Source organism: Caballeronia catudaia, assembly GCF_001544755.2.
Taxonomy (GTDB): Bacteria; Pseudomonadota; Gammaproteobacteria; order Burkholderiales; family Burkholderiaceae; genus Caballeronia; species Caballeronia catudaia.
Map to the genome: position 1 here is coordinate 36,149 of NZ_FCOF02000013.1, position 25,272 is coordinate 61,420.

Here is a 25,272-nt window from a genome sequence, read left to right on the forward strand (position 1 = left end):
ACACTCAACCGTTGCGGAACAAATAGCTATACGCGTTGAGCGCTGGCACGCCGCCGAGATGCGCGTACAGCACCTTCGAGCCTTCGGGAAACTCGCCGTTGCGCACCATCTGGATCATGCCGTCCATCGATTTGCCCTCATAGACGGGATCGGTCAGCACGCCTTCGAGCCGCGCGCAAAGACGGATCGCCTCCAGCGTGCCCTCGTTCGGCAGGCCGTATTCGGGGCCGCCGAAGCGCGTATCCAGAATCACGTCCTCACGCGTGATGTCCTGGCCGAGCTCGACGAGCTCCGCCGTGTGCTTCGCGATGCGCAGAATCTGCTCGTGTGTCTGCTCCGCTTTCGCCGATGCATCGATGCCGATGACGCGCCGCGCGCGGCCGTCCGCCGCGAAGCCGACGACCATGCCCGCCTGCGTGCTGCCCGTCACCGAGCACACGACGATGTAATCGAACTTGAAGCCGAGTTCCGCTTCCTGCGCGCGCACTTCTTCCGCGAAACCGACGAAGCCGAGGCCGCCCAACGGATGCTCGGAGCACCCGGCGGGCACCGGGAACGGTTTGCCGCCCGCCGCGCGCACGCTTTCCATCGCGTCCTGCCAGCTTTTGCGGATGCCGATATCGAAGCCATCGGCGACGAGGCGCACGTCCGCGCCCATCATCCGCGACATCTGGATATTGCCGACTCGATCGTAGACGGCATCGGAGTAATTGACCCAGTTTTCCTGCACGAGCACGCACTTCATGCCGAGGTGCGCCGCGACCGCCGCGACCTGCCGCGTCTGGTTCGACTGCACGCCGCCGATCGACACGAGCGTGTCGCAGCCTTCCGCAATCGCTTCGGGAATCAGATATTCGAGCTTGCGCGTCTTGTTGCCGCCGAACGCGAGGCCGCTGTTGCAGTCCTCGCGCTTCGCGTACAGCTCGACCTTGCCGCCGAGATGCGCGGAGAGACGCTTGAGCGGCTGGATGGGCGTCGGTCCGAAGGTCAGCGGATAACGCGGAAAACGTTGCAGGTTCATGATCGGCATCCTCGTGAGGGGGAACGCCCATCGTAGAGAGTGCCGGGTTCGGCCGGGTTGCGAAAAAAATCCGCTACGCCTAACGTTTCTGGATAAAAGGGTCCACTCGCCTACTTTTATTTCGCATAAAAACGCACTGACGCAATGAAAAAAGCCGCGCTCACATCAAACCCGCATCCGGCGGGCGTCCAGACCGACCGCGTCGATCGCGCGATCCTGCGGCAGCTTCAGCGCGACGCGTCGATCTCGAACGTCGCGCTCGCCGAGAAGGTCAACCTGAGCGCGCCCGCGTGCCTGCGGCGCGTCGAACGGCTGCGCGAGGCCGGCTTCATCCGCGCGACCGTCGCGCTGCTCGACCCCAAGGCGCTCGACGCGGGCATGCTCGTCCTGATCGGCGTGATTCTCGACCGCTCGACGCCCGACTCCTTCGCCGACTTCGAAAAAGCCGCGCAGAAGGTGCCGGGCTGCATGGAATGTCACGTCGTGACCGGCGAGTTCGATTTCTTCATGCTGATCCGCACGCGCGACAGCGAAAGCTTCAACCGTCTCCACGCCGAAAAGCTGCTCTACCTGCCAGGCGTGCGGCAGATCCGCACTTTCATCGTGCTGCGCGAGATTCTTTCGACGACCGCGTTCCCCGTCGGCGAGGCGGCCGGCGCGCGCGCGTCGTAACGTCTGAGACACTTTTGCGAAAGACCTGCTGAAAAATTACGCTACGATTCAGGGTTTTCCATGTCTGGACATCCCGTTTCGTCGTGATCGCGTCTGAATTCAAAGCTTTGGCCAAAGCGGCGCTGACCCGCGCCGCCGTGTGGCTGCGTCCGCATCTGCGGCCCCGCTCGCTGCTTCTCCTGCCCGCGCTCTTCCTTATATATGTGCTGGTGCTGATTCCGTTCACGCCCGGCATCCGCGATATCCGCCGCGCGAAGGTCGACCAGCCCGCGCAGATCTATTCCGCCGATGGCAAGCTGCTCGCCGAATTCAGGCCGACGCATCGCGAATGGGTGAGCCTGAAGGAAATCTCGCCGCAAGTGATCGACGCGCTCATCGCGACGGAAGACCGGCGCTTCTATCAACATCACGGCATCGACTTCCGGCGCACGGCGGGCGCCGCGCTGCGCACGTTCTCGGGCAACCGGCAAGGCGGCTCCACGCTCACGCAGCAGCTCGCGCGCAATCTGTATCCGGAGGAAATCGGCCGCTCGCAGACGCTCACGCGCAAGCTGAAGGAAGCGATCACCGCGTTCAAGATCGAGGCGCTCTATTCGAAGGACGAGATTCTCGAAACCTATCTGAACACGGTGCCGTTCCTCTACAACGCGTATGGCATCGAGATGGCCGCGCGCACTTACTTCGACAAATCCGCGGGCCAGCTCGACGTGCTCGAGAGCGCGACGCTGATCGGCATGCTGAAGGGCAACAGCTATTACAACCCGGTGCTCAATCCGGAGCGCGCGCTCGACCGGCGCAACATCGTGCTCGGGCAGATGGTGAAGTTCGGCCACCTGCAGCCCGCGAAGCTCGACGCGCTCACGAAGCGCCCGTTGCGCATCGACTTCGAGCGGCAGACGGAAGAGCCGGGACGCGCGCCCCACTTCGCGCAGCAGTTGCGCAAATGGCTCATCACGTGGGCCGACGACAACGACTACAACATTTATTCCGATGGCCTCGTCGTGCGCACGACGATCGACTCGCGTCTGCAGACGATGGCGACGAACGCGCTCGCGTGGCAGGGCAATCAGTTGCAGTCGATCGCGAACGCGGCGTGGGGCGGCCGGGGCGGCTGCGCGAATGCGAACGCGGATCTCGCGCACGCGTTCATCCGCGAGACCGATCAATACCGCGCGCTGCGCACGGGCGGCACGAACGATGCCGACGCGCTCAAGCATCTGGGCGTGGACCGCGCGTTCATGCAGACGCTGTGCGAAAACAAGACGCGCGTGCAGGCCGCGTTCGTCGCGCTCGATCCGCGCAACGGCCAGATCCGGGCGTGGGTCGGCAGCCGCGATTTCACGCAGGACCCGTTCGATCACGTCGCGCAGGCGCGCCGCCAGCCGGGTTCGACCTTCAAGCCCTTCGTCTACGGCGCGGCGTTCGATCGCGGCGCGAAGCCGACGGACACGTTCGTCGATCAGGCCGTCGAAATTCCGGTGCGCGGCGCCGAAACCTGGCGTCCGACCGACGATTCGCCGCCGTCGGGCCGCCCCGTGAGCCTGCGCGACGGCATCGCGTATTCGAAAAACCGCATCACCGCGCAACTGATGGAATCGGTCGGGCCGGCGCGCGTCGCACGGCTCGCGCGCGACATGGGCGTGCGCGAAAGCCATCTCGACGTGGTGCCGTCTCTCGCGCTCGGCACGAGCCCGGTGACGCTGAAGGAGATGGTGTCGGCGTACGGCACCATCGCGAATGATGGTTCTTATATAGAGCCGCTGCTCGTCACGCGTATCGAGAACAAGGACGGCGACGTGCTCGCGCAGTTCGAGAGCGCGCCCGAGCGGGCGCTGTCGGTCGATGCCACGCGCAAGCTCGTCGACGTGATGCGCGACGTGATCAATCGCGGCACGGGCACGGCGATCCGCACGCGTTTCGGCGTGCGCGCTGACGTCGCCGGTAAAACCGGCACGACGCAGGACAGCGCGGACGGCTGGTTCATCCTGATGCATCCGCAGCTCGTCGCGGGCGCGTGGGTCGGCTTCAACGACAGCCGCGTGACGCTGCGCAGCGATTACTGGGGACAGGGCGCACACAGCGCGCTGCCGATCGTCGGCGACTTCATGCAGCGCTCATTGCGCTCGCATGTGATCGACGCCCGCGCACGCTTCGACACGCAGGAAACGCCGGGCTTCTGGGAGGCGAGGCTCACGCGCCTGCGCACGTGGATCGCGCAGACCTTCACGAATGAACCGAAGCCGAGCACGGCCAAGCAGACGTCGGTGCAAAAACCGGTACGCGCGAAGCGCGCGCCGTCCGAGCCGGAAGCCGAGGTGACCGACACCCCTTCCGAATCGCCCGTTTTCACGACGATGCCGCCGATTCTGCCCGCGCCTGGCGAAGCGGTGTCGTCCGTTGCGCCTGTGGCACCGGCAGAAGCAGCATCCGACACGCAGCAATAACGATCGCGCCCTGACGCGGCACGAAGCAAAAAAAACGCCATGCGGAAGTTCTTCCGCATGGCGTTTGTCTTTGAGCGCTTCGCCGATTACGACGTGGCGATCGTCGGGTTCGTCACGTTGATGGTCGGACCCGCGTTGTCCCACTGCTCGACGATCAGCGGGTACTTCCACTTCGGATTCGAGCTGCTGATCTGGCCGTTGACGATGTAGCCGTCGAGCGACAGACCCTGAACCGCGAACGAACCGCCGGGGCTGGTCGTGTCGACGTGGTTCGTGATGGCGATCGTGACCGTCTTGCTGATCGGACCCGGCAGCGAGCCGAACCACACGTTGATGCCGCCGCCCTTGCAGTTGGCCGTCGTCGGGCTGTTGATCGTGATGTTCTTGAACACGGCCGAGTTGTCGTTCGGCTCGAAGTCGAGACCGCACGCCGGCGCCGTGCCGTTGATGTTTTGCCAGGTCGGGCTGTTGAACGTGATCGTGTCGCCCGAGATGATCGACACGCCCTGACGGCGGCAGCCGTCGGCCTTGTGGTTGTCGACGCGCAGGTTGTACGTCGGCACGCCCTTCTTGGTCTGGCTGTCGTTGATGTAGATGCCGTCGCCCCACGTGTTGATCGTGGTCGGCGCCGTGAGCGTCACGTTCGTCGCGCCCATGATCGTGAAGCCCATGCCGTGCTCGCCGCCCGACGCCGAGTTCAGTTCCTTGCTGCCGTCGAGATACGCGTTTTCGACGACGACATTGCTCACGTCGACGATACGGATCATCTGATAGATGTCCGCGTTGTGCGCCAGCAGCTTGATCGACGCGCCCGACGCGAAACGGATGTGGCTGTTCGAGCGCAGCGTGAGACCGGTCGTGTCGATACGGACCTGGCCCGAGATCAACAGGATCTGACCGACGGAACCGTCGATGGCGGCCTGGAGTGCGGCGCGGTCGTTGGTCTTTCCGTCGGCCTTCACGCCGAACGACGAAGCGGCGATGGTGCCGGCGGTGTTGTCCGCGGCTGCCGACGTCGAGCTGGCGGGCGTGGTCGTTGCCGCGCTCGCGGGCGCTGCGGCGCTGGCCGACGAAGCCGGCGTGGCCGAGCTTGCGGGGGTCGACGAGCTGGCGCCGCCGTTGTTGCGCTTTCTCCAACGATCGGCGACCGAGTCGGGCGTTCCATCGCCGCCGCCGCCGCATGCGGCGAGCACCATTGCACCGCCGCCGGCGATCAGCGACGTGAGCAGCTTGCGGCGGGTTGCGATGGGAGCGTTGACGACGGAAGCGTCTGCCTGAATGTCTGCCTGAGTGTTGTTCGGAAGCATTAGTCTTTCCAGTTTTTGGTCGTGCGTGAGCGACGGGCGTACCCATCTCTGCGACATCGGCCGCACGCGACGTTTCTTAAGGGCAAATGAGATAACCCACGCAAAAATAGCAGGCGCAAACGTTTGCGCCGCTCAGCGCTCGACAGTCGCGCAGGGCGACTCCGAAAGGCATCTCGGCGAAATACGAACGACTTCGGGATTCAAGAGACCAGATATCTGGAACAACTCATTCATCCGTGCCCGACAGGCCGAAACCGGACCCACGAAGCGTTGAAGTCTGACGGGAAGCAATTACCGTCTTTTATTAATACTACAGATTGTTACTGGGCGTTTCTACCCGCTAGTTGTTACAGAATGTACGCTTGTAACTTTTTATTTTCCATTTCCAGGACTTTTTTACGGCGTATTTTCCGTTTGAACGGCTGTGGAGACAATTAATCCATCTCATCAATCATTCTTAATATCGTATCCTGAAAGCTTTTGTTAATACGGGTTTAATACTACGATTAATATTCGTCTGAACAAAATCTAATGACAATACGAACGTTCACGCTCCAAGCGTGCGGCAAACGGCTCTGCTACGCCTCGTAAGGGCTTGACGCACCTGGCTTTTGTATAACGAAATGATCTGAAACCGACTGATTGTTTCGATTAACCGCGTGTGATTGCGTGTGATTCTCAATGCTGCGTGCGGTTTTGGTGCGCTTCCGCACGTTCGTGCATGCACCGGGCTGGAATGATTAGCGGATTAACCATCTGGGTCGCCCGGCGATTCGAATTTTGTAAGCGCCGTCGCCAAAAAAATTTTTAATTGCCAGAGGAAAGACCCTACAGGGAGTAACCCTTATCGGGTTTTTACGCATGCGAAGAAGTGTGCTGAAGGCTCGCATCGGCAGAGATTACCCGGCTACCTCCAATAATCTGATCAAATAATAATAGGATAATCTGCAGACGAATATAAATAATCTGATCTTTCGCATGCGCTTTGTCGGTCATATGTTCCATTTCGCACCGAACGAAAGCCGCGCAAGCACTAATCTCAATCCTGGTCCCGCCTCGCCGGACCGGCAACGCACGATGAAAGACATGTTTTTCTCACCTTCCGAGACTCGATTCGGACGCTCGCCGGCGTCCGCGCGGCCAGGTGCCTTAGCGAACGGTCGTGCCGTCCGTTTTCATGCACGCTCCCCCTCTCACGCGCGAAAGCAGTCAGCCTTCGCGACCTCCCATCGCATGACCCGTATCGTCCTGACGTCGAGCCACGCGACGAAAGGCTCCCACGCAGGAGAAGTTCAGTGCTGAGCGCAGCGGTGCAATCAGTAAGACGCCGTCTCGGCGGAGTGCATCAGGATCACAAACGCATCGCGAGAAGCGCGGTCGTGCTCCTGGCATTCGTGATCCTCGGCAAATGCATCGGCGCGTCGAAGGAAATGGCGATCGCCTGGCGCTATGGGATCAGCGGCACCGTCGACGCTTATCAGCTCGCGCTCACGCTCGTCACCTGGCTGCCGACGATGCTCACGAACGTGCTGAGCGTGCTGCTGATTCCCGCGCTCGTCTCGCTCAAGGACGACAAATCCGAGCAGAACGGCTTTATCGGCGAGCTCGAAGGCGTGGGGCTCGTCATCGGCCTCGCTTCGTGCCTGCTGCTCTGGCTCGGCTGGCCCTATATGGCGGAGGCGGTCGGGAGCAATCTCGCCGAGTCGACGCGCGAAATATGCCGGCACATGATCATCGGCATGTTGCCGGTCGGCGTGCTGACCTTCACGATCTGCATTTCATCGGCGCGGCTGCAGGCTTCCGGCAAGCACATCAACACGTTGCTCGAATGCGTGCCGGCCATCGGCCTGCTCGTGTTCGTGCTCGCCGCGCCGGACAACGAGTCGATCTGGCCGCTCGTCGTGGGCACGTCGCTCGGCTTCGTGGTGCAGTCCGCATGGCTGCGCGTGCTCGCGCGCCGCGCCGATTCGATGCCCGCGCTGCCGCGCGTCTCGACGCGCGCGAAACAGTGGCCGGCCACGATCCGCTCGATGGGCACGCTCACGATCGGCTCGGTCGTCGCCGGTCTCTGGCTGCCGGTCGATCAGTATTTCATGGCGCAACAGGGCGATGGCGCCATCGCGACGCTCGGCTATGCGAACCGGCTGCTTTCGCTCGTGCTCAGCATGGGCGCGCTCGCCATCACGCGCGCGACCTTGCCGATTCTCGCGGAGATTCTCCATCGCGGCGATCACGAGCGCGCGCGCAGCACGGCGCTGAAGTGGTCGGGCATCATGACGGCGGTGGGCCTGACCGGCGGCGTCATCGCGTATGTGCTCGCGCCGTTCGTCGTCAAGCTGCTCTTTCAGAAGGGCGCCTTCACGGCCGACGACACCATCGCCGTCACGACGCTCTTCCGTTATGGGCTGCTGCAAGTGCCCTTCTATTTCGGCATGTGCGTGCTCGTGCAGTTGTTCGCGAGCGAGACGCGCTATCGGGCAATCACCGTGTTTTCGCTGATCGGCTTCGGGACCAAGATCGCCGGCAATATCATCCTCATCCGCTTCTTCGGTGCGCAAGGCGTGCTGCTCGCCACCGGCATCGGCGCGTTCGTCGTGCTCGCGTGCTACATCTTCTGGACGCGTTTCGCGCCGCCTTTCGTGGCCCCGGAAGCGAAAGCCGGAACGGATACGCCCGAGTGAACGACGGCCTCCGAATGGAGGCCGTTTTGCGATGAACCCGTCGGGCACGTCCTCACTTCGCGCTCGAAGCAAAACGGCCTCCCGAGGGAGGCCGCACAATGGAAACCACCGCCGAACAAGCGGTCGCGCTGCTCGCTCGACGACTCAAACGAACAGCCCGAACTCCATTTCCGCCAGCCGGTTTTCTTCCGACCGCGTCGCGCGCGCGACTTCCGCCATCGTCGCGGGCTGCACGCCGTAGGTCTCTCTCAGATGCGCATGATGTGCGAGCACCGCTTCGAGCACGGCGAGGTTCTCGGCGAGATTCGCGCCGAAGTTATGCGGATGCCACCATAAATGAAACGACCGTCCCGTCCGCGCCGCCGATGTCATCGACTGCTTGATGCGATGAATCCGCAGCCATTCCAGCGCACGTTTGTTGCGCGCGTAGGGACGCAGAAAGCGGCTCGAACGCACGTCGACGAGACCGCGCGACGGCTGCGGATCGAAGGCGTGATCGCCGGAGAGGTCGATGTACGCATCGGCGAGACGGGCCGCGCGGCGCAGCGCGGCTTCATCGGCGCGCGCGGTTTCGCGGTACATCCAGTTGCGCTCGGTGCCGCGGTACGCGATCAATCCGTGCGCCGCGCAAACCGGCAGATACGCGTTGTTCACCTGATTGCGCGGAAAGACGATGCTCGCGGGCGGATCGGCGAGACGTTTGATCGACGCGACGGACGCCGCCATGTCGGCGGCGAACTGCGCCTTGTCCTGCCCCGCTTCGAGCGCGTAGTAATGACAGAACGTATGGCTCGCGAGCTCGCTGCCTTCGGTGTCGACGATCTGCCGCGCGAGCGACAGACCGTAGTGATACGGATCGCTTTTCTCGTCCGCGCCGATCGAATCGAGATAGCCGCCCGCGTACGGGCTCAGCTTCGCATCGGTATAACTCGGGCGCACGTCGGGCAGATTCGCGAGCAGGTCCTTCTTGTTATCGAAGAGCAGCATGCCGACCGTCGCCCAGGTCGCCTTCACTCGATACTTCGTGAACATCGTGAGCATGGCCGGAATCGCCTCGCGCACGCCGAGGATGTTCTTTCCGTATGTGGCGATCGAGCGATGGTCGCGCACGCCCCACATCAATTCGAAATCGAGCGAAATCAGGAAGTAGGACATCGTCGTCAGGGCATCAGGAAATAGTGATAGACGCCTTCGAAATAGCTCTTCGTGGCATCGGCGGAGACAGCGATGAACACGCCGAGCGTGATGGCGAGCACGCCAGCGTTCTTGAGCCTGATCTCCGGTGCGAGGAAGGGCAGGAGCAGCGGCACGCAATACCAGACGCGGCCCTTCGCGAACGGGAACACGAAGAACGCGACGACGAGATACACGAAGAGGCCCACGTGCATGATCGACATGCGCGTAAGGGACATCTGGCGGCGCGTATCCGGCGAGCGCCACGTCGAGTACAGCACCATGACGGACGCCATCGTGTAGAAGAACAGCAGCGCGAGCAGCTTGATCGTGAAGTTTTCCTGATAGCCGGTGTATTCGTCGATACGCCGTCCGCCGTAGTTCGCGAACAGGAACTTCGCCGCCGACGCCAGCACGATCGCCGCCACGCTCACCGCGACGAGCGCGCGTCCCTTTTTCTCGCCGCATATCACTGCGGTCAGGAGAAAGGCCGTGGGCACGGCGAACGTCGTGTGCACGAAGCTCGCAAGGCCCATGCCGAACGTCGGGCGGTTGAAGCGCAACGCGAACAGCATCGCGATGGCCAGGCCGAAGCCCTGGCGGATCTGGAACAGCCCGACGGTTGCGAGCGCGTACGGAATGACGAGCCACAGGAGAAGGCCCACGAGCGGCCGCCGCGTCTGCAACAGCGAATACATCACGACGAGATTGAGCAGGATCACCGTCGTGCGGATGCCGCCTTCGGGCGTCACGCCGAGCGCGTTCAGAAAGATGACCCACGAGCGCCAGCCGAGCTCTTCCGTGATCAGGCTGACGAGAAAGCCGAAGTCCGATTGGCGGCTCTGGTAGAACTGCATGAGCCAGTGCCAGTCCGTCGAGCGGAAATACCGGATGTACGCTTCCTGGTCGAAGATCATCCCGACGCTGCGGTCGCGAAACGCGAGGACCGCGAGCGTGGCCGCCGCGAGCACCAGAAACGCCCATCCGGAAGGCGTCATGAAATAGGCGAAGCCCGTCACGCGTCTGGCGGGCGCGGGTTGCTGCGCTGTGTTGTCCATTGTCGTTGCTTGCATCACTTGGCCTTGTTTTCGCTTTAGTTATAGTGTGTCGCGCGGCTTTTATGGCACGAGCCGCAGGTTGGTGACGACGATCTTCGGTCCCGCCTTGTCATAGTCGATGCTCTCGACCGTCGACATCCGTGCGCGCACCCACGTTGGCGAATGACTGACGATCTGCCCGGACACCCTGCGCCCGTTCAGCTTGAGCGACGACACGGCGAATGCCGCATCGCTCGAGCTTTCGTCGCGATGATTCGTGATGCCGATATCGACGTGCTTCGGCACCGGCCCCGCGATCTCCTCCAGCCAGACGATGATCCCATAGCGGCAATTACGCGTCACCGGATCGACGATGCGGATGTTCTCCAGAATGTCGGCGTTGCTGTTCGGCTCGGCGTCCAGGCCCGCTTCCGGCTGCGTGCCGCCGATGTTCTCCCACAGCGGACGCTCGAACACGATGTTGCGCCCGCTGATGATCGAGACGCCCTGTCGGCGGCAGCGGTCCGCATGATGCTTCACCACGCGGATATGACTGCTGTACCTGTACGGAATCTCGTAGCTGTTGGCGATATAGATGCCATCGCCCCAGCAGCCGACCGTCTTCGGCGAAATCAGCGTCACTCGCGTGCTGCCGGCGATCGAAAAGCCCATGCCGTGGCCGTTTTCACGCAGCGCCGGTTTGGCGGCGTTCAGCTCCTTGCTGCCGTCGAGCACCGCGTTTTCAACCAACACGTTGTCCACGTCCCAGATGCGGAACATCGAATAGAACGACGTGTCGTGCGGCAGCAGCTTGATCGACGCGCCCGGCGCGAAGCGCACATGACTGTCGCGGCGCAGATCGAGCCCCTTGGCGTCGATACGGCACTTGCCGGTGATCAGAAGCGTCTGATCGACGGACCGGTCGATGGCGTTCTGCAGCGCGATGCGGTCGTTCGTCTTGCCGTCGCCCTTCACGCCGAACGACTTGTCGGTGACGACCTCACGCTCCGCCGACGCGCGCGCGTCCAGCCCCACGGCGCTCGCGCCGCCGGCCACGGCGCCCATCAACAGTGAGTGAATGACGCGCCGCCTGTCGACCATTACGCTTTCTCTCCGGTGACCGCGCGCGGATATCCCGTGCTCTTGCCTTCGTCGCTGCGTCCGCGTGCGCCGAGCCGGGAAAAGATGCTGTCCCACTGACGCAGAATCGCCTGCGACGAGTAGCGTTGCCGCACCGAAGCCGCCGCCTTGCGCCCGAGCTCCGCGCGCAAGGCTTCGTCCGACATCACGCGCCGCAGCGCATCGGTCAGCGCGGCCTTGTCGCCGGCCGGCACGAGCACGCCGTCCTGGCCGTCGCGCGTCAGCTCGCGCGGGCCGCTCTTGCAATCGAACGCGACGGTCGGCAGGCCCAGCGCCATGCCTTCGAGCATCGCCATCGGCAGGCCTTCGTAGCGCGACGACAGCACGAACGTATCCGAGCGCGCCATCTCTTCCCAGGGCGTCGTCGTCTTGCCGGGCATCAGCACGCGCTCGCCCAGCTTCCGTTGCGCGACCTGCGCTTCGAGCGCCGCGCGCTCCGGGCCTTCGCCCCAGATCCACAAATCCCAGTCCGGAAACTCGGGCGCGAGCGTCGCGAAGACGTCGATCAGCCAGTCGAACGCTTTTTGCGTGTTCAGCCGCCCGACCGCGATGAGCCGCTTGCGCGCGCCCTTTTCGACGCTCGCCGGATCGAGCAGAAGCAGTTCGTCCGGCAGCGGATTGGGCACCACTTCGATGCCCTTCACGCGCGGCACCATCTTCCGGAACGACGCCTCCATGTTGTCCGTGAGCAGCGTCAGCAGATCGGCGCTCGGATAGACAAAGCGGCACATCTGCATCATGAGCGACGAGCGGCCGTCCGCCGACGGATCGATATGCTCGCTCGCGATCACCGGAATGCCGAGGCCGCGCGTCGCGAGGATCGTCGTGAGGTTCACGTTCGACAGGAACGACACGACGACATCGGGCGCGCTTTCGCGAATCAGCGCACGCAACGCGCGAAAACGCGCGGGATACTGCAGCATGCGCGCGCCGGCCTTCACGCGATCGGCGAGGAACACGCAGCGGACGTTTTCCGCGAGCGGATAGAAGCAGGCGCCGCGGCCGCTGTACGTGATGACGAGCGTGACGGTGTCGCCCCGCGCCGCCCACGCGTTGACGAGCGACGCGGCCACGCGTTCCGCGCCGCCGCTTCCCATCGAACTGACGACGAGCATGATCTTCATGGTCGGCGGCTCCTCAACGCTCGGCAACGGGAACGCGCAGATTCGCGCGCCGCGGCACCTTCACGCCGGACGCTTCGAACACGTCCTGCCAGAGCGCGATGGTCTTCGGGAACGCGAACCGCTCGTTGACGGCGCTCGCGCGGAGCGCCATGCGATGACGCTCGGCGTCGTCCTTCATCAGCGATTCGAGCGCCTTCGCGAGCGCACCGGCGTCGCCGACCGGCTTCACGAGCAGCCCGTCCGTCCCATGCGTGAGGATTACGCGCGGGCCGGAATCGCAGTCGTAGCTGACGGCGGCGCAGCCGTGCGCCATCGCTTCGACGAGCGTCATCGAAAAGCCTTCGAAGTGCGAACTCAGCACGTACAGATCCGCGCGTTGGTACCAGTCCGCGACGTTGCCCGCGCGGCCCGGCAGAAAGACGCGGCCGTGCAGCTTGGTCTCTTCCACGCGGCGCTCGAGGCTCGCGCGCGCCTGGCCTTCGCCGACGATCACGAGGTCCCATTGCGGCAGCGCGCCGGCAATCTTCCTGAACGCGTCGATGAGGCTGTCGAACCCCTTCTCGGGCGACAGACGGCCGACCGCGAGCAGCACGCGGCGCTCGTTGCCGACCACGCTTTGCGGCTCGACGATCGGATTCGTGCGCGCGATCGGCAGCGCGAACGGCGGCGGAATCACTCTGACGTCGCGGCAGCCGCAGTGCGTCTCGATCCAGTCTTTGGTTTCGTCGGTGAGCGCGACGACCTTGTCCGCGAAGCGGTACGTGAGGCGGCGCAGGCGCTCCCAGAACGGCGTGAGCGGCGCGCGCGGCGGATGCGTGTGCTCGCTCGCGATGATCTTGTACGGCAGGCCGATGCCCGCGAGCACGGTGAGCACGTTCGCGGTCGCCATGACGCCGAGCGCGACCGTCGGTTTCGTCTCGCGCAGCACCTTGCGGAAAGCGAGGACGCGCTTCACGTTCGACATCAGCGTACGCACGAAACCGCCGCCTTCGACGCCGCCCGCGAGCCCGAGCTCGATGCGCTTCACGCGCGCATGGAAGGGATAGACGTCGGTTTCACCGGCCGTCAGCGTGACCACGGTCACGTCCCAGCCGAGCGCCGCCCATTCGTTCGCGAGATTCGCGGTGACGCGCTCCGCGCCGCCGCCGTGCATCGAATAGATGAAAACGACGATCTTCATGCGGGCCTCGCCGCCATGTCGGCTTCGACCTGTTCAGCCGGCGCGCGCCGTCCCGACAGGAAGCGGATGTACCACGGCATCGCGATCGCGAGGCCGTCGGCGAGCGGAATGGCGCTCGCGTAGCCGAGCAGTCGCGCGGCCTTGTCGACGTTCGCCTGCGAGTGGCGCACGTCGCCGGCGCGAAACGGCGCGTACACCGCGCTGCCGTCGTTCATCACGCCGTTGTCGGCGAGCACGCGCTTCAGGCCGTCGTAGAGCTGATTGAGCGTCGTGCGATCGCCGACCGCGACGTTGTAGACCTGATTGCGCGCTTCGGCATCCGAGGTCGCGGCGAGAATGTTCATCTGCACGACGTTGTCGATGAAGCAGAAATCGCGGCTCGTTTCGCCGTCGCCGTTGATCGTGACCTGTTCGTCGTCGATGAGCGCGGCCGTCCACTTCGGGATCACCGCCGCATACGCGCCGTCCGGGTCCTGGCGCTTGCCGAACACGTTGAAATAGCGCAGGCCGATCGCGTTCAGGCCGTAGGTGCGTGCAAATACCGACGCGTACAGCTCGTTCGCGTACTTGGTCACCGCATACGGCGACAGCGGCTGGCCGATGCGATCCTCGACTTTCGGCAGGCCGGGATGGTCGCCGTAGGTCGAGCTCGACGCCGCATACGTGAAGCTTTCCACTTTCGCGTCGCGCGCGGCGACGAGCATGTTCAGAAAGCCGCTGATGTTCACTTCGTGCGTCGTGATCGGATCGTTCACCGAGCGCGGCACCGAGCCGAGCGCCGCTTCGTGCAGCACGTGCGCGGCGCCCTTCACCGCGGCGCGGCAGTCGTCGAGATTGCGGATATCGCCCTCGATGAAGCTGAAGCGGCTCCATTGCGCGGGCGTCACGAGCGAGCGCACTTCGTCGAGATTGCGTTGATGGCCCGTGGCGAAGTTGTCGAGCCCGACGACTTCCTGGTCCAGCTTGAGCAGCGCTTCGAGCAGATTCGAGCCGATGAAGCCGGCGACGCCGGTGATCAGCCACTTCTGCGGATCGCGCAGCAGTTGTTGGCGGACCGATTCGTAACGATCAGACATGAAAGTCTCCAAATTGACCGACGGGCGCGGCATGCTCGCGGCGCTCGCCTTCGATCGCGATCGAGGGCACCAGCTCGCGGTACACGGCGAGCGTCTTCTCGATGACGATGCGTTCGTCGAAATTCTTCAGCGCTTTTTCGCGCGCGGCGAGACCGAGCGCTCTCGCGAACGCGCGGTCGTCGTCGAGGCGGCGGATCGCGTCGGCGAGCGCGCGTGCGTCGCGCACCGGAATCTGCAAGCCATCGACGCCATTCTCGCTGACGACTTCGCGGCAGCCGGGCGCATCCGTCGTGATGAGCGGCAGCGCGCAGCCCGCGGCTTCGATCAGCGCTTTCGGCAAGCCTTCGCGATAGCTCGGCAGCGCCATCACATCCACTTCCTTGAACAGCTTCGGCATGTCGCTCACATGGCCGAGCCATTCGATCAGTCCTTCCTTCACCCAGCCCTGCACCATCGCCTTGCTCACCGAGGCCGGATTGCCATCGTCGGGCGAGCCCGCGAGCAGGAAGCGCACGGTGCGATTCTCGCGCCGGAGCATGCGCGCCGCCTCCACGTATTCCTCGATGCCCTTGTCCCACACGAGCCGCGCCGCGAGCAACACACGCAGCGGCTTCGTCGCGTCTTCCGGCGATTGCTCGCGCACCTGGAAGCGCGTCAGATCGACGCCCGAGCCCTTCACGAGCCGGATTCCGCTTTTCTCGACGATGCGCGCGGCTTCGAACAGCTTGATGTCGTCCGGGTTCTGCAGCACGAGAATGCTGCCGCGGCCGTTCAGGGCCGAGCGCATCACCTGCCGCACCACCGGCTTCAAAAGCCGCGCTTTCAGGTCGCGGCTCGTGAACACATAACCCATGCCCGCGACGGCGTTCACGCGCGCCGGGACGCCCGCCAGCTTGCTCGCGAAGGAGCCGTACACGGCGCTCTTGATGGTGAAGCCGTGCACGAGCTGCGGCTTTTCACGGCGGAAGAAGCGCGCGAGCCACAGCACGAGCGCGAGTTCGCGCAACGGATTCAGGCTGCGCCGGTTCATCGGCACCGCATGCCAGCGAAAACCCAGGTCTTTCAGCTTCGGGCCGTACTCGCCGTCGGGAGACAACAGGATGACCTCGAAACCCGCATCGCGCAGTTTGCGAGCGAACGAAAGACGAAAGTTGTAGAGATACCAATCGGTATTGGCGTATAGAACCACCTTGGGCATCTTCATTGCGAACTCCGAACGTCCGGTTGGCATCGCCGCGGGCAGCCGTCGAAATCGAGGGCCGAACCGCGGCGATGGCGTACAGCGGCTTCCATCGTCCAATACGCGTTGCGCTGCATGGCTGCAGACGGCGCGTATCGTCCGATGAATCGAAGCCTCATAGACGCATGTCGCTCGCTTCGGGCGGGAGAACGTATTTGAGGTCGCACAGCACGTGCTTCGACTTGCCGTAGGCGTGGATGCCCTCAGCGCCTTCATCGGCGAACTGCTTGTGCGCCACGGCGAGCACGACCGCGTCGTAGACGCCCTTGGCCGGCTGGTCGACCGGATCGATGCCGTACTCGTGATGCGCCTCTTCCTTCGACACCCACGGGTCGTACACGTCGACCTGAACGCCGTATTCCTTCAGATCCGCGATGATGTCGACCACGCGCGTGTTGCGCAGGTCCGGGCAGTTCTCCTTGAAGGTCAGGCCCATGATGAGCACGCGCGCACCCGAAATGGCGATATCGCGCTTGGTCATGGTCTTCACGAGCTGCGACACGACATAGTTGCCCATGCTGTCGTTCAGGCGCCGCCCCGCGAGAATGATCTCCGGGTGATAGCCGATCGCCTGCGCCTTGTGCGTCAGATAGTACGGATCGACGCCGATGCAGTGGCCGCCGACCAGGCCCGGACGGAACGGGATGAAGTTCCACTTCGTGCCCGCCGCGAGCAGCACGGATTCGGTGTCGATGTTCATCTTGTTGAAGATGATCGACAGCTCGTTGATCAGCGCGATGTTGACGTCGCGCTGCGTGTTCTCGATCACCTTGGCCGCTTCAGCCACGCGGATGCTGCTCGCCTTGTGCGTGCCCGCCGTGATGATGCCGCGATACAGCTCGTCGACGAAATCGGCGACTTCGGGCGTTGAACCGGACGTGACCTTCTTGATGTCGGGCAGACGGTGCGACTTGTCGCCCGGATTGATCCGCTCGGGGCTGTAGCCGACGAAGAAGTCCTCGTTGAACTTCAGGCCGGACATCTTTTCGAGCACCGGCACGCATTCTTCTTCCGTCGCGCCAGGATAAACGGTCGATTCATAGATGACGACATCGCCCTTCTTCAGCACGCTGCCGATGGTCGTCGACGCGCCGATCAGCGGCGACAGGTCCGGACGCTTGTAGTGGTCGATCGGTGTCGGCACGGTCGCGATGAACACCGTGCAGCTTCTCAGGTCTTCGACTTCGGCGCTGTACTGCATGAAGCTGGCCTGCGCCAGTTCTTCGTCACTGACTTCGAGCGTGACGTCGCGGCCTTCGCGCAGCGCGCCGATGCGCGCGCGGTTGATATCGAATCCCACGACAGGCGTACGCTTGCCGAACTCGACGGCGAGCGGCAGACCGACGTAGCCGAGCCCCACGACACCGATTTTCAACTCATGCGGCGAGAACATATTTACTTCTCCTCGTTTTACACACTCAGGACATTTAATTAGTACAACTTTTTGATTCGGGGTCCAACAGGAGCGGGTTCCGGATGAGTGAGTCCCTATTCCTTGTCGCTCCTGTACGCGGCGTAGGCGTAGCCGCCGTACTGGCGCGCCTGGGCGTAATTGCCGTAGTGCACCTTGAAGCCGTTGAGCAGCACGCCGGTGACGCTTGCACCCGACTGTTCGAGCCGCTTGACCGACTCCGAGATTTCGCCGGAGCGCGTATCCCCGTAACGCGCCACGAGGAAGATGGAACCTGCAACAGGCGCCATGATCGACGTGTCCGACACTGCCAGGATCGCCGGGGCATCGAGCAGCACGATGTCGTACTCCTCCGACGCACGGCTCACCGCATCCGCGAACACATTCGACAGCAGCAGCTCGGCCGGGTCCGGCGGATAAAAGCCGCACTGCACGAAGTCGAGGTTGTTCAGCACCGAGCGATGCACGGTTTCATCCAGCGAGCTCGTGCCGCTCACGATATCCACGAGACCCTTGCCGCGCGGCAGCCCGAAATACTGGTTCAGGTGGCCGCGGCGCAGGTCGCAGTCGACCAGCAGCACGCGCTTGCCGCCAGCCGCCAGCAGCGTCGCCAGATTGGCCGACACGAACGACTTGCCGATACCCGGCAGCGGACCTGCCAGCATCACGACGTTGTTCGGCGCGTCTATCAGCGCGTGCTGCAGCGACGCACGCATCATGCGCAGGCCTTCCACAGCCGGGTCCGTCGGGTAACGCGAGGCCAGCGCGAGCTGCTCGGGCCGCTTGTCGGCGATGCGCTTCGCAAGCTCCTTCTGCCTTTCGCTGTCCGGAATCGTCGCGAACACGGAGAGACCCGTCTTCGATTCCAGTTCCTTCGGATCGAGCACGCCCTTGAACAGGAAGTCGCGAGCGAACGCCATCACGATGCCGAGGAACAGCCCGATACCTGCTGCGATCACCAGCACGAGCGCCTTCACCGGTTTGGCGGGATGCTCGGGCACTTCAGCGCGGTCGAGCAGTTCCACGGTCGGCGTGCGGCCGGCCTTGATCAGACGCATCGTTTCGATATTGTTGCGCAGGGCCGAATAGACATCCGTGCTCATGCGCACATCACGCTGCAGACGAAGCGCGCCCTGCTCGGCCTGCGGCATCGCCTTGACGCGCGCCGAAAGTCCGCCGATGTACTTCTCGGTCGCCGCGATCTGCTGGTCGATCACCACGACGCTCGGATGCTGCGCCGAGAAATGGCTCGCCAGGTCCGAACGGCGGCGCTTCAGGTCGAGCAACTGGGCGTCCGCCTGGGAGGCCTGCTGCATGACGATGCGGCCTTCCTCGTCGGCGTTGAAGAGCGTGCGGCTGTTGCGGTACGCGTTGTAGTTGTCCTCGGCCTGCTCCATCTGGCGCTTGGCGTCGGGCAGTTGCTGCTCGAGATACTCGAGCGACTTCTCGGCGTTGATCCCGCGGCGATCGGCGTTCTGCTTGACGTACATGCGCGCCAGTTCGTTGACCGTCGCCGCCACGAGCACCGGGTCCTTGCCTTCGAGCGACGTGCTGATCACGCCCGACTTGTTGCCCTGCTCGGCGATCGTCAGCGAATTCTGCAGACGTTGCATCGCGGACACGCGCGATCTGCGCACCAGGTCGAACTCGACGCCCTTTTCGCCGTGGATGAAGCTCACGAGCAGCGAGATCGGGCCGGCTTCGGTGTCGAAGCGCTGCACAGTGCCGATCTGGCCACCGACGCCCGTCTCGATGCCCGGGCCGCGCACCTGATACTGGCCGTTGCCGAGATAGCGAAGCGTGTAATCCTCGCCTTCGAACGGCCTCGGCACGTCGAACGCCGAAACGTCGATCGATTCGGAACCCCACGCGTAGCCGCCACGGCCGAAGAGACCCGGCGTCGAGGTGCCGTCGCTCATGCGCGCGATTATGCCGCCGACGATGGGGAAGCGGTGCGGCGCCGCCTGAATATAGAGCTTGAGTGCATCGACGACCGGGCCGAGCACGAACTTCGAGCCGAGGATCTGAATCTCGCCTTCGGCCGTTGCTCTCTGATCGAACATCGTCGCGGCGGCTCTCACCATGTCGCGCGTGTCGCCGGGCGCTGCACCCGTCGACTCGTCGACCTTGACGAGCATGCCGGCCTGATAGATCGGCGCGGAAAAGAACGCATACACCACCCCGATGCTGAAGACGACCGTCACGGTCGCCGCGATCATCTTCCAGTGACGGCCCAGCGTTTCGAGAATCGACCTGAGCTCGATCTCGTTGTCTGTCTCGGCCGTTACGGCTGACGCCTGATTTTTAACTTTCATGGAACGTCTCGTTACAGGCTCTTATGGGACCGGCGCGCGCTGCGCACCGATTGCGGATCGAAACACCTGCGGCGCGCCCTGGACGGAGCGCGAAATACAATTGCCTTTTGATGAATTTCGGACTGCATTCGGGGCCGTTAAAATCCCGCCCCGTCATTGCAGTCGTATTGAAACACACGACTCAAAAAAAGAGAAATTCCCGCGGACGATTTTTGTTGTTTAACGAACCTTTCAGAGCAGACAAGTGTTCGGTTGCTCACTTTTAACGGCTTAATGACTATGCGGCCCATTTGAGCAAATCGAAAATATCACAGCGCCCCTTGGTGTATGCGCGGCAGCGCACATATAATCGCTGTTAATCGGGCTGCTAATTCTATGAGGAAATGCGGTTCAGCCGCGGGCCCGGTTACGGACATTTCTTCGCCTCGCAGCACGGGCCGCCGCGCCTGCACTGGCGGGGCAGACGCCGATTCGGCCCTGGCGCCTGCCAGGATAGCGGAGGGTCCTTACGGAAAATGCGCGCGAAGGTGTGCTTGCGCACTGACAGCGCGCGGTTTATCAAATTCGAATCACAAAAACATTAAAATAAAACCACCGTAATTCCGCGCCATTAAAACCCCGTTTGTATGAATAATCGGGGGAAATCCCAATGTAATCGCGGTTGGTCCGGTTTCACACATTAAAGCGCCATAAATCCGTGGACAATGACAGGGGTAGTACCTAACATACGTTTTCGGGTTTAGATATTCGAAAAGAGATGCGCCCTCTTCGTGAGTGAGAAAAATGTTAAACCTTGCGCTTGGCTTCATATGCTCTTTCTGCATCACGCTACTTATAGTTCGATTCGCGGGGCGCTACGGGGCGCTCTCCCTGGATCATGATTTGAAAGGCGTTCAGAAGAATCATACTCATCCCGTTCCGCGGATCGGCGGGGTTTCATTGATGGCCGCGGCCATCGTGACCTTCTCCGTGTGCGCCTTCGTCGGCGGCAATCCGCGCGAGGAGTCCATGCTGCTGCTGCTGTGCGCCGCGCCGGCGTTCCTGAGCGGCGTGATCGAGGACGTGACCAAGCACGTGAGCGTCCGCGCGCGGCTGCTGAGCGCGATGCTCGCCGCGCTCCTGGGCGCATTTCTGCTGCACGGCGTGATCGGCCGCGTGGACCTGCCGCTCGTCGACCCGATTCTCTCTTTCGCACCCATCGCCATCGGACTGACGGTGCTCGCCGTGGCTGGACTCACCAACGCGGTCAATATCATCGACGGTTTCAACGGGCTCGCCGCCGTCGTGTCCATTCTGATTCTGGGTTCGATCGGTTATGTCGCGCACGAGGTGGGCGATCTGCTCGTGATGAGCGCCGCGCTCACGATGATCGGTGCAATCGGCGGATTCGCGATCTGGAACTATCCGGCTGCGTCGATTTTCCTCGGCGACGGCGGTGCGTACTTCATCGGCTTCATGATCGCGGAGCTGCTCGTGCTGCTCGTCGCGCGGCATCCGAACATCTCGGCGTGGTACGCGATGGTCGTCGCGATCTATCCGCTGTTCGAAACGCTGTTCTCGATCTACCGCCGCAGGATCGTGCGCGGCCGTCCGGTGGGCGCGCCCGACGGCATCCACCTGCATACGCTGATCTTCAAGCGCGTGGTGCGCAAAGGCACGGACCCGCGTCAGCGTCAGCGCAGAAACGCGCGCACGTCGCCGTATCTGTGGGTGCTGAGCATGATCGGCATCGTGCCCGCCTCGCTGTTCTGGCATAACCCGGTGGTGCTCGCGGTGACGGCCGTGGTGTTCGTCGTCGCGTATGTGTGGCTCTATGTCGCGATAGTCCGGTTCAGGACGCCGCGCTGGCTCGTCAGCAGCCAGGGCATCGTGACCGCCGCCGTGCCCGAGCAGACGCATCACAAGTGATCCGAAGGTTCGTTAAGCGCCGGAAGTAGTGGATGACTGAAAGGCCCTGGTTCCAAAGACCAGGGCCTTCTTGCTTTTGGATGGACGATTGGAGTTGTCCGTCGAATCCCGCGCCAGGGGATGAGCGTTGCTTCACGCCATGCGTGAACGTTGCGCGCCTGTCGCCCATGACAAAGCGGTGCGAGATCACGCGAGCCGGTGCACGCGAGCAGTGCGGCAGATTACCGATACCCGGGCGGCAAACGCGCTGAACCGGCGCCAAAGCAAAAGGCCCTGGTCCGTAAAGACCAAGGCCTTTCCAACTACGAAAGGGCGGCGCACGCGCCGCCGTGTATCAGCTCGCCACGCCAGCCAGATCCGCCGCGGGCGACGTAAAGAGCGGAATCGACGATGCCTGCTGATGCTCGAGCCACAACTGGAACATCAGCACGTTCCACAGCTGACGATGCCAGTTCTGATCGCCCGACAGATGCTGCTGCCATTTCGCGCGCACGATGGCCGGATCGAAGAAGCCCTCGCGACGCAGCCGCGATGCGTCGAGCAGCGCCTCCGCCCAGTCGCGCAGCTCGCCGCGCAGCCAGTGCGTGATCGGCACGCCGAAACCCTGCTTGGGCCGCTCGATCATCGCGCGCGGCACGTGACGGTAGAGCACCTGACGCAGCGCCCACTTGGTCTGCCCGTCGCGCACCTTCATCGATTGCGGCAGCCGCCACGCGAACTCCACGACGCGGTGATCGAGGAACGGCACGCGCGTTTCGAGCGACACGCCCATCGCGGCGCGATCGACTTTCGTGAGGATGTCGTCGGGCAGGTAGGTGATCATGTCGAGCGCCATCATGCGCTGCACGTCGTCGAGGCCGGTGAAGGCCGGTGCATTGCCGGTCATCAGCGTGGGCGGCTGGCGTCCGCCGATCACGAGCGCGTCCGGATCGTTCCATTGCGACATGAGATGCAGATACACCTCGTCCTGCGTCCGGCACGACAACAGCTGCGCGCCCTTGTGCAGCTTGTCGCCGACTTTCACGCCGCGTAGCGACGACGGCAGCATCGGCCCCATGAGCCCCGCCATGCTGTTCCAGCGCTTGGGCGAAATCCCGGCGATGCCCGACGCCGCCAGCTTGCGCAACGGCGCCGGCAGCATCGTGACCTTGTCCCACATGCCGGGCGCGGTCCGATAGCGCTGATAGCCGCAGAAGAGCTCGTCGCCGGCATCGCCGGACAGCGAGACCGTGACGTGCTGCCGCGCGAGCTGCGACACGAGGAACGTCGGAATCTGCGACGAATCCGCGAAGGGCTCGTCGTAGAGTTCGGGCAGGCGCGGGATCACGTCGAGTGCCTGGCGCGCCGTGACATACATCTCCGTATGTTCGGTGCCGAGATGCGCGGAGACGGCCTTCGCCAGCTTCGCTTCGTCGAAGTCGCTTTCGTTGAAGCCGATCGTGAACGTCTTGACCGGACGCGACGACTGCTTTTGCATCAACGCGACGATCGTCGACGAATCCACGCCGCCCGACAGGAACGCGCCGAGCGGCACGTCCGAGATCATCTGCTGGCGAATCGCATCGCTGAGCAGATGCTCCAGTTCGTCGACCGCGTCTTCGGCGCTGCCCGCAAAGCCGCGCGCGGCGCCGTTGACGGCCGCCTCGACGCCGGACCAGTAGGCCCAGATGCGCGGCTCGCGCCGCTCCATCGACACGCAAAGCAGCTTGCCCGGTTCGAGCTTGAAGATGCCGTCGAAGATCGAATACGGCGCGGGTACGCAGCCGTGACGAATCTGCAGCGTCAACGCGCCGCGATCGACGTTGTTCTCGAACGCGGGATGTTCACGCAGCGCCTTGAGCTCGGAGCCGAAGAGGAACGCGGCTTCGTCGCCGTGCCCCTGCCAGCCGTAGTAGAGCGGCTTTTCGCCGAGCCGGTCGCGGCCGAGCGTGAGCTGGCGTTCCTGCTTGTCCCACACGGCGAACGCGAACATGCCGACCGCGCGCTCGACGGTCGCCTGAATGCCCCACGCGTCGAAACCCGCCATCAGCGTTTCGGTGTCGGAACTGCCGCGCCAGGCGGGCGCGCGCTGCGCGTCTTCGAGCGCCTCGCGCATATCGAGGTGGTTATAGATTTCGCCATTGAAGACGATCACGTAACGCCCGCTGACCGAGGACATCGGCTGATGCCCGGCCGCCGAGAGATCCAGAATGGCCAGCCGCCGATGCCCGAGCGCGATGCCGCGCAGGTCATCGGTCCAGTCGCCCGCGTCGTCGGGCCCGCGATAGTCGATGGCCAGCGCCATCTTCCGGACCGTTGTCTTCGAGTCGCCCGGCCCGATGCCGCGCCCACCCAGAAAGCCGACGATACCGCACATGTTCGTTCTCCTTCGAATCCGGCCAGAGGCCGTGGTGATGCGATGCTCACTTTTCCTGGACGAGCCGCAGGTAGATATCTTCGAAACGCTCGCGCGCGCGCATCATCGTGAACTCGGCGTGGATGCGCGCCTTGGCCATCTGGCCGAGACGCACACGCTCGTCGGGTTTCATCTCGATGACGCGGGATAGTCCCGCTGCGAGCGCGTCGGCGTTTTCCTTCGCGACGACGACGCCCGTGTTCGCGACGAGCATCGCCGCGTCGCCGACATCGGTGACGACGCATGGCACGGCCATCGCCATCGCTTCGCCGACGACGTTTGGGAATCCTTCAGTACGCGACGACAGACAGAACACATCCATCGCCGACAGGCACGCCGGCACGTCGCGCCGCTCGCCGAGCAGCACGAAGCGCGATGCGAAGCCCGTATTCGCGATCCAGCCCGCGAGCTCGCGATTGTTCGCGTCGAGATCGCGGCCGACCATCATGAAGCGCACGTCCGGGTGGCGCGCGGCGAGCGCGCCCGCGGCGCGCACGAAGCTCTGATGATCCTTCACCGGATGAAAGCGCCCCAGAACGCCGACGACGATGGTCCTGTCGTCGAAGCCGCATTGCTCGCGGATCGCGCGGCGCTGCTCGGGCGTGGCGGACAGGCGCGCGACATCGAAGCCGTTCGGCACCACCATCATGCGGCTCGCGTCGTAACCCACGGACACGTGCGCGCGGCGCGATGCTTCGGCGGCGCATACGATCGTCTGCGGCACGTAGTACGAGAGCCATGCGCAGATTTTGCGCAGCAGCACGGTGACGCGCGAGCCGCCCGATTTCACGTCGGTGGTCCGCACGCCCCAGACGATGCGCTTGTGCGCCGCGAGCCGTCCCGCGAGGCCGCCGAGAAAATCGGCGTGATACATCCAGGTCTGGATGATGTCGGGTCGCACCTCGCGGATCAGCTTCACCAGATCCCACAGCGCGCGCGGAAAGCCGAGCGGGGATTTCATGCCGAGGCTGCGCACGTCGATGCCGCGCGCGGCGAGTTCTTCGCCGATCTTGCCGGTCGTCGTCAGCGAACAGACGACGTGACGAAAGCGCGGATCGTCGATGTGCGACTCGATGAGGCGCTGAAGCATGCGTTCAGCGCCGTCCGCATTGAGCGCAACGATGACATGGAGAAGCTTCATGGTCCCG

General features: G+C 63.6%; 17 protein-coding genes. 4 read left to right on the forward strand and 13 right to left on the reverse strand.

Features of this window, described 5'->3' with window-relative positions; genetic code table 11:
* Positions 1–4 precede the first annotated feature (4 nt).
* Positions 5–1,021 (reverse strand): 1-aminocyclopropane-1-carboxylate deaminase, encoded by a 1,017-nt coding sequence (locus AWB75_RS16120; protein ID WP_061125206.1) that lies wholly within the window; start codon positions 1,019–1,021, stop codon positions 5–7.
* A 144-nt stretch (positions 1,022–1,165) separates the two neighbouring features.
* Here AWB75_RS16120 and AWB75_RS16125 point away from each other — a divergent pair, with 144 nt between their 5' ends.
* Both AWB75_RS16125 and AWB75_RS16130 read left to right on the forward strand, forming a co-directional pair.
* Positions 1,166–1,693, forward strand: a complete 528-nt coding sequence (locus AWB75_RS16125; RefSeq protein WP_061125094.1) for an Lrp/AsnC family transcriptional regulator — start codon at positions 1,166–1,168, stop codon at positions 1,691–1,693.
* Positions 1,694–1,776: 83 nt separating this feature from the next.
* Positions 1,777–4,137: a penicillin-binding protein 1A gene (locus tag AWB75_RS16130; RefSeq protein ID WP_061125095.1), complete on the forward strand. Its 2,361-nt coding sequence runs from the start codon at positions 1,777–1,779 to the stop codon at positions 4,135–4,137.
* A gap of 86 nt (positions 4,138–4,223) precedes the next feature.
* Here the strand turns inward: AWB75_RS16130 and AWB75_RS16135 are convergent, their stop codons facing one another.
* Positions 4,224–5,444 carry a glycoside hydrolase family protein gene (locus tag AWB75_RS16135; RefSeq protein ID WP_061125096.1) on the reverse strand — a complete coding sequence of 407 codons (1,221 nt, stop codon included), beginning with the start codon at positions 5,442–5,444 and terminating at the stop codon, positions 4,224–4,226.
* Between the two features lie 1,295 nt (positions 5,445–6,739).
* Here AWB75_RS16135 and murJ point away from each other — a divergent pair.
* A complete protein-coding gene (murJ, locus tag AWB75_RS16140) occupies positions 6,740–8,125 on the forward strand; it encodes a murein biosynthesis integral membrane protein MurJ (RefSeq protein ID WP_061125097.1) in 1,386 nt (461 codons plus the stop codon).
* A 144-nt stretch (positions 8,126–8,269) separates the two neighbouring features.
* Here the strand turns inward: murJ and AWB75_RS16145 are convergent, their stop codons facing one another.
* From AWB75_RS16145 to AWB75_RS16185, 9 genes are all read right to left on the reverse strand, one after another.
* The gene (locus AWB75_RS16145) at positions 8,270–9,280 is read right to left on the reverse strand and encodes a polysaccharide deacetylase family protein (protein WP_061125098.1); all 1,011 of its coding nucleotides are present in this window, start codon (positions 9,278–9,280) and stop codon (positions 8,270–8,272) included.
* A 5-nt stretch (positions 9,281–9,285) separates the two neighbouring features.
* Complete coding sequence (locus AWB75_RS16150) at positions 9,286–10,356, reverse strand: hypothetical protein (protein WP_061125099.1); 1,071 nt, start codon at positions 10,354–10,356, stop codon at positions 9,286–9,288.
* A gap of 60 nt (positions 10,357–10,416) precedes the next feature.
* Positions 10,417–11,436 (reverse strand): hypothetical protein, encoded by a 1,020-nt coding sequence (locus AWB75_RS16155; protein ID WP_061125100.1) that lies wholly within the window; start codon positions 11,434–11,436, stop codon positions 10,417–10,419.
* The gene (locus AWB75_RS16160; protein ID WP_061125101.1) at positions 11,436–12,599 is read right to left on the reverse strand and encodes a glycosyltransferase family 4 protein; all 1,164 of its coding nucleotides are present in this window, start codon (positions 12,597–12,599) and stop codon (positions 11,436–11,438) included. Before AWB75_RS16160 ends, AWB75_RS16155 begins: the two co-directional genes overlap by 1 nt.
* Positions 12,600–12,612: 13 nt before the next feature.
* Positions 12,613–13,779 (reverse strand): glycosyltransferase family 4 protein, encoded by a 1,167-nt coding sequence (locus tag AWB75_RS16165; protein ID WP_061125102.1) that lies wholly within the window; start codon positions 13,777–13,779, stop codon positions 12,613–12,615.
* On the reverse strand, positions 13,776–14,855 hold the full coding sequence (locus AWB75_RS16170) for an SDR family oxidoreductase (protein ID WP_061125103.1): 1,080 nt from the start codon (positions 14,853–14,855) through the stop codon (positions 13,776–13,778). The genes AWB75_RS16165 and AWB75_RS16170 overlap by 4 nt, the downstream gene beginning before the upstream one ends.
* Positions 14,848–16,059, reverse strand: a complete 1,212-nt coding sequence (locus tag AWB75_RS16175; protein WP_061125207.1) for a glycosyltransferase family 4 protein — start codon at positions 16,057–16,059, stop codon at positions 14,848–14,850. Before AWB75_RS16175 ends, AWB75_RS16170 begins: the two co-directional genes overlap by 8 nt.
* A 151-nt stretch (positions 16,060–16,210) precedes the next feature.
* Positions 16,211–17,488: a Vi polysaccharide biosynthesis UDP-N-acetylglucosamine C-6 dehydrogenase TviB gene (gene tviB / locus AWB75_RS16180; RefSeq protein WP_061125104.1), complete on the reverse strand. Its 1,278-nt coding sequence runs from the start codon at positions 17,486–17,488 to the stop codon at positions 16,211–16,213.
* Positions 17,489–17,583: 95 nt separating this feature from the next.
* Positions 17,584–19,821, reverse strand: coding sequence for a polysaccharide biosynthesis tyrosine autokinase (locus tag AWB75_RS16185; protein WP_061125105.1), 2,238 nt, complete (start codon positions 19,819–19,821; stop codon positions 17,584–17,586).
* 783 nt (positions 19,822–20,604) lie between these two features.
* Here AWB75_RS16185 and AWB75_RS16190 point away from each other — a divergent pair.
* Complete coding sequence (locus AWB75_RS16190) at positions 20,605–21,729, forward strand: MraY family glycosyltransferase (protein ID WP_061125106.1); 1,125 nt, start codon at positions 20,605–20,607, stop codon at positions 21,727–21,729.
* A gap of 334 nt (positions 21,730–22,063) precedes the next feature.
* Here the strand turns inward: AWB75_RS16190 and asnB are convergent, their stop codons facing one another.
* Positions 22,064–24,085: an asparagine synthase (glutamine-hydrolyzing) gene (gene asnB / locus AWB75_RS16195; RefSeq protein WP_061125107.1), complete on the reverse strand. Its 2,022-nt coding sequence runs from the start codon at positions 24,083–24,085 to the stop codon at positions 22,064–22,066.
* 46 nt (positions 24,086–24,131) lie between these two features.
* Positions 24,132–25,265: a glycosyltransferase family 4 protein gene (locus AWB75_RS16200; RefSeq protein ID WP_061125108.1), complete on the reverse strand. Its 1,134-nt coding sequence runs from the start codon at positions 25,263–25,265 to the stop codon at positions 24,132–24,134.
* Positions 25,266–25,272: the final 7 nt, after the last annotated feature.

What these genes read in the sequence shown, in the direction of transcription:
- AWB75_RS16120 (WP_061125206.1), bottom strand. Translation starts at nt 1,021, where the DNA reads ATGAACCTGCAACGTTTTCCGCGTTATCCGCTGACCTTCGGACCGACG.
- AWB75_RS16125 (WP_061125094.1), top strand. Translation starts at nt 1,166, where the DNA reads ATGAAAAAAGCCGCGCTCACATCAAACCCGCATCCGGCGGGCGTCCAG.
- AWB75_RS16135 (WP_061125096.1), bottom strand. Translation starts at nt 5,444, where the DNA reads ATGCTTCCGAACAACACTCAGGCAGACATTCAGGCAGACGCTTCCGTC.
- AWB75_RS16145 (WP_061125098.1), bottom strand. Translation starts at nt 9,280, where the DNA reads ATGTCCTACTTCCTGATTTCGCTCGATTTCGAATTGATGTGGGGCGTG.
- AWB75_RS16150 (WP_061125099.1), bottom strand. Translation starts at nt 10,356, where the DNA reads ATGGACAACACAGCGCAGCAACCCGCGCCCGCCAGACGCGTGACGGGC.
- AWB75_RS16155 (WP_061125100.1), bottom strand. Translation starts at nt 11,436, where the DNA reads ATGGTCGACAGGCGGCGCGTCATTCACTCACTGTTGATGGGCGCCGTG.
- AWB75_RS16160 (WP_061125101.1), bottom strand. Translation starts at nt 12,599, where the DNA reads ATGAAGATCATGCTCGTCGTCAGTTCGATGGGAAGCGGCGGCGCGGAA.
- AWB75_RS16165 (WP_061125102.1), bottom strand. Translation starts at nt 13,779, where the DNA reads ATGAAGATCGTCGTTTTCATCTATTCGATGCACGGCGGCGGCGCGGAG.
- AWB75_RS16170 (WP_061125103.1), bottom strand. Translation starts at nt 14,855, where the DNA reads ATGTCTGATCGTTACGAATCGGTCCGCCAACAACTGCTGCGCGATCCG.
- AWB75_RS16175 (WP_061125207.1), bottom strand. Translation starts at nt 16,059, where the DNA reads ATGAAGATGCCCAAGGTGGTTCTATACGCCAATACCGATTGGTATCTC.
- tviB (WP_061125104.1), bottom strand. Translation starts at nt 17,488, where the DNA reads ATGTTCTCGCCGCATGAGTTGAAAATCGGTGTCGTGGGGCTCGGCTAC.
- AWB75_RS16185 (WP_061125105.1), bottom strand. Translation starts at nt 19,821, where the DNA reads ATGAAAGTTAAAAATCAGGCGTCAGCCGTAACGGCCGAGACAGACAAC.
- AWB75_RS16190 (WP_061125106.1), top strand. Translation starts at nt 20,605, where the DNA reads ATGTTAAACCTTGCGCTTGGCTTCATATGCTCTTTCTGCATCACGCTA.
- asnB (WP_061125107.1), bottom strand. Translation starts at nt 24,085, where the DNA reads ATGTGCGGTATCGTCGGCTTTCTGGGTGGGCGCGGCATCGGGCCGGGC.
- AWB75_RS16200 (WP_061125108.1), bottom strand. Translation starts at nt 25,265, where the DNA reads ATGAAGCTTCTCCATGTCATCGTTGCGCTCAATGCGGACGGCGCTGAA.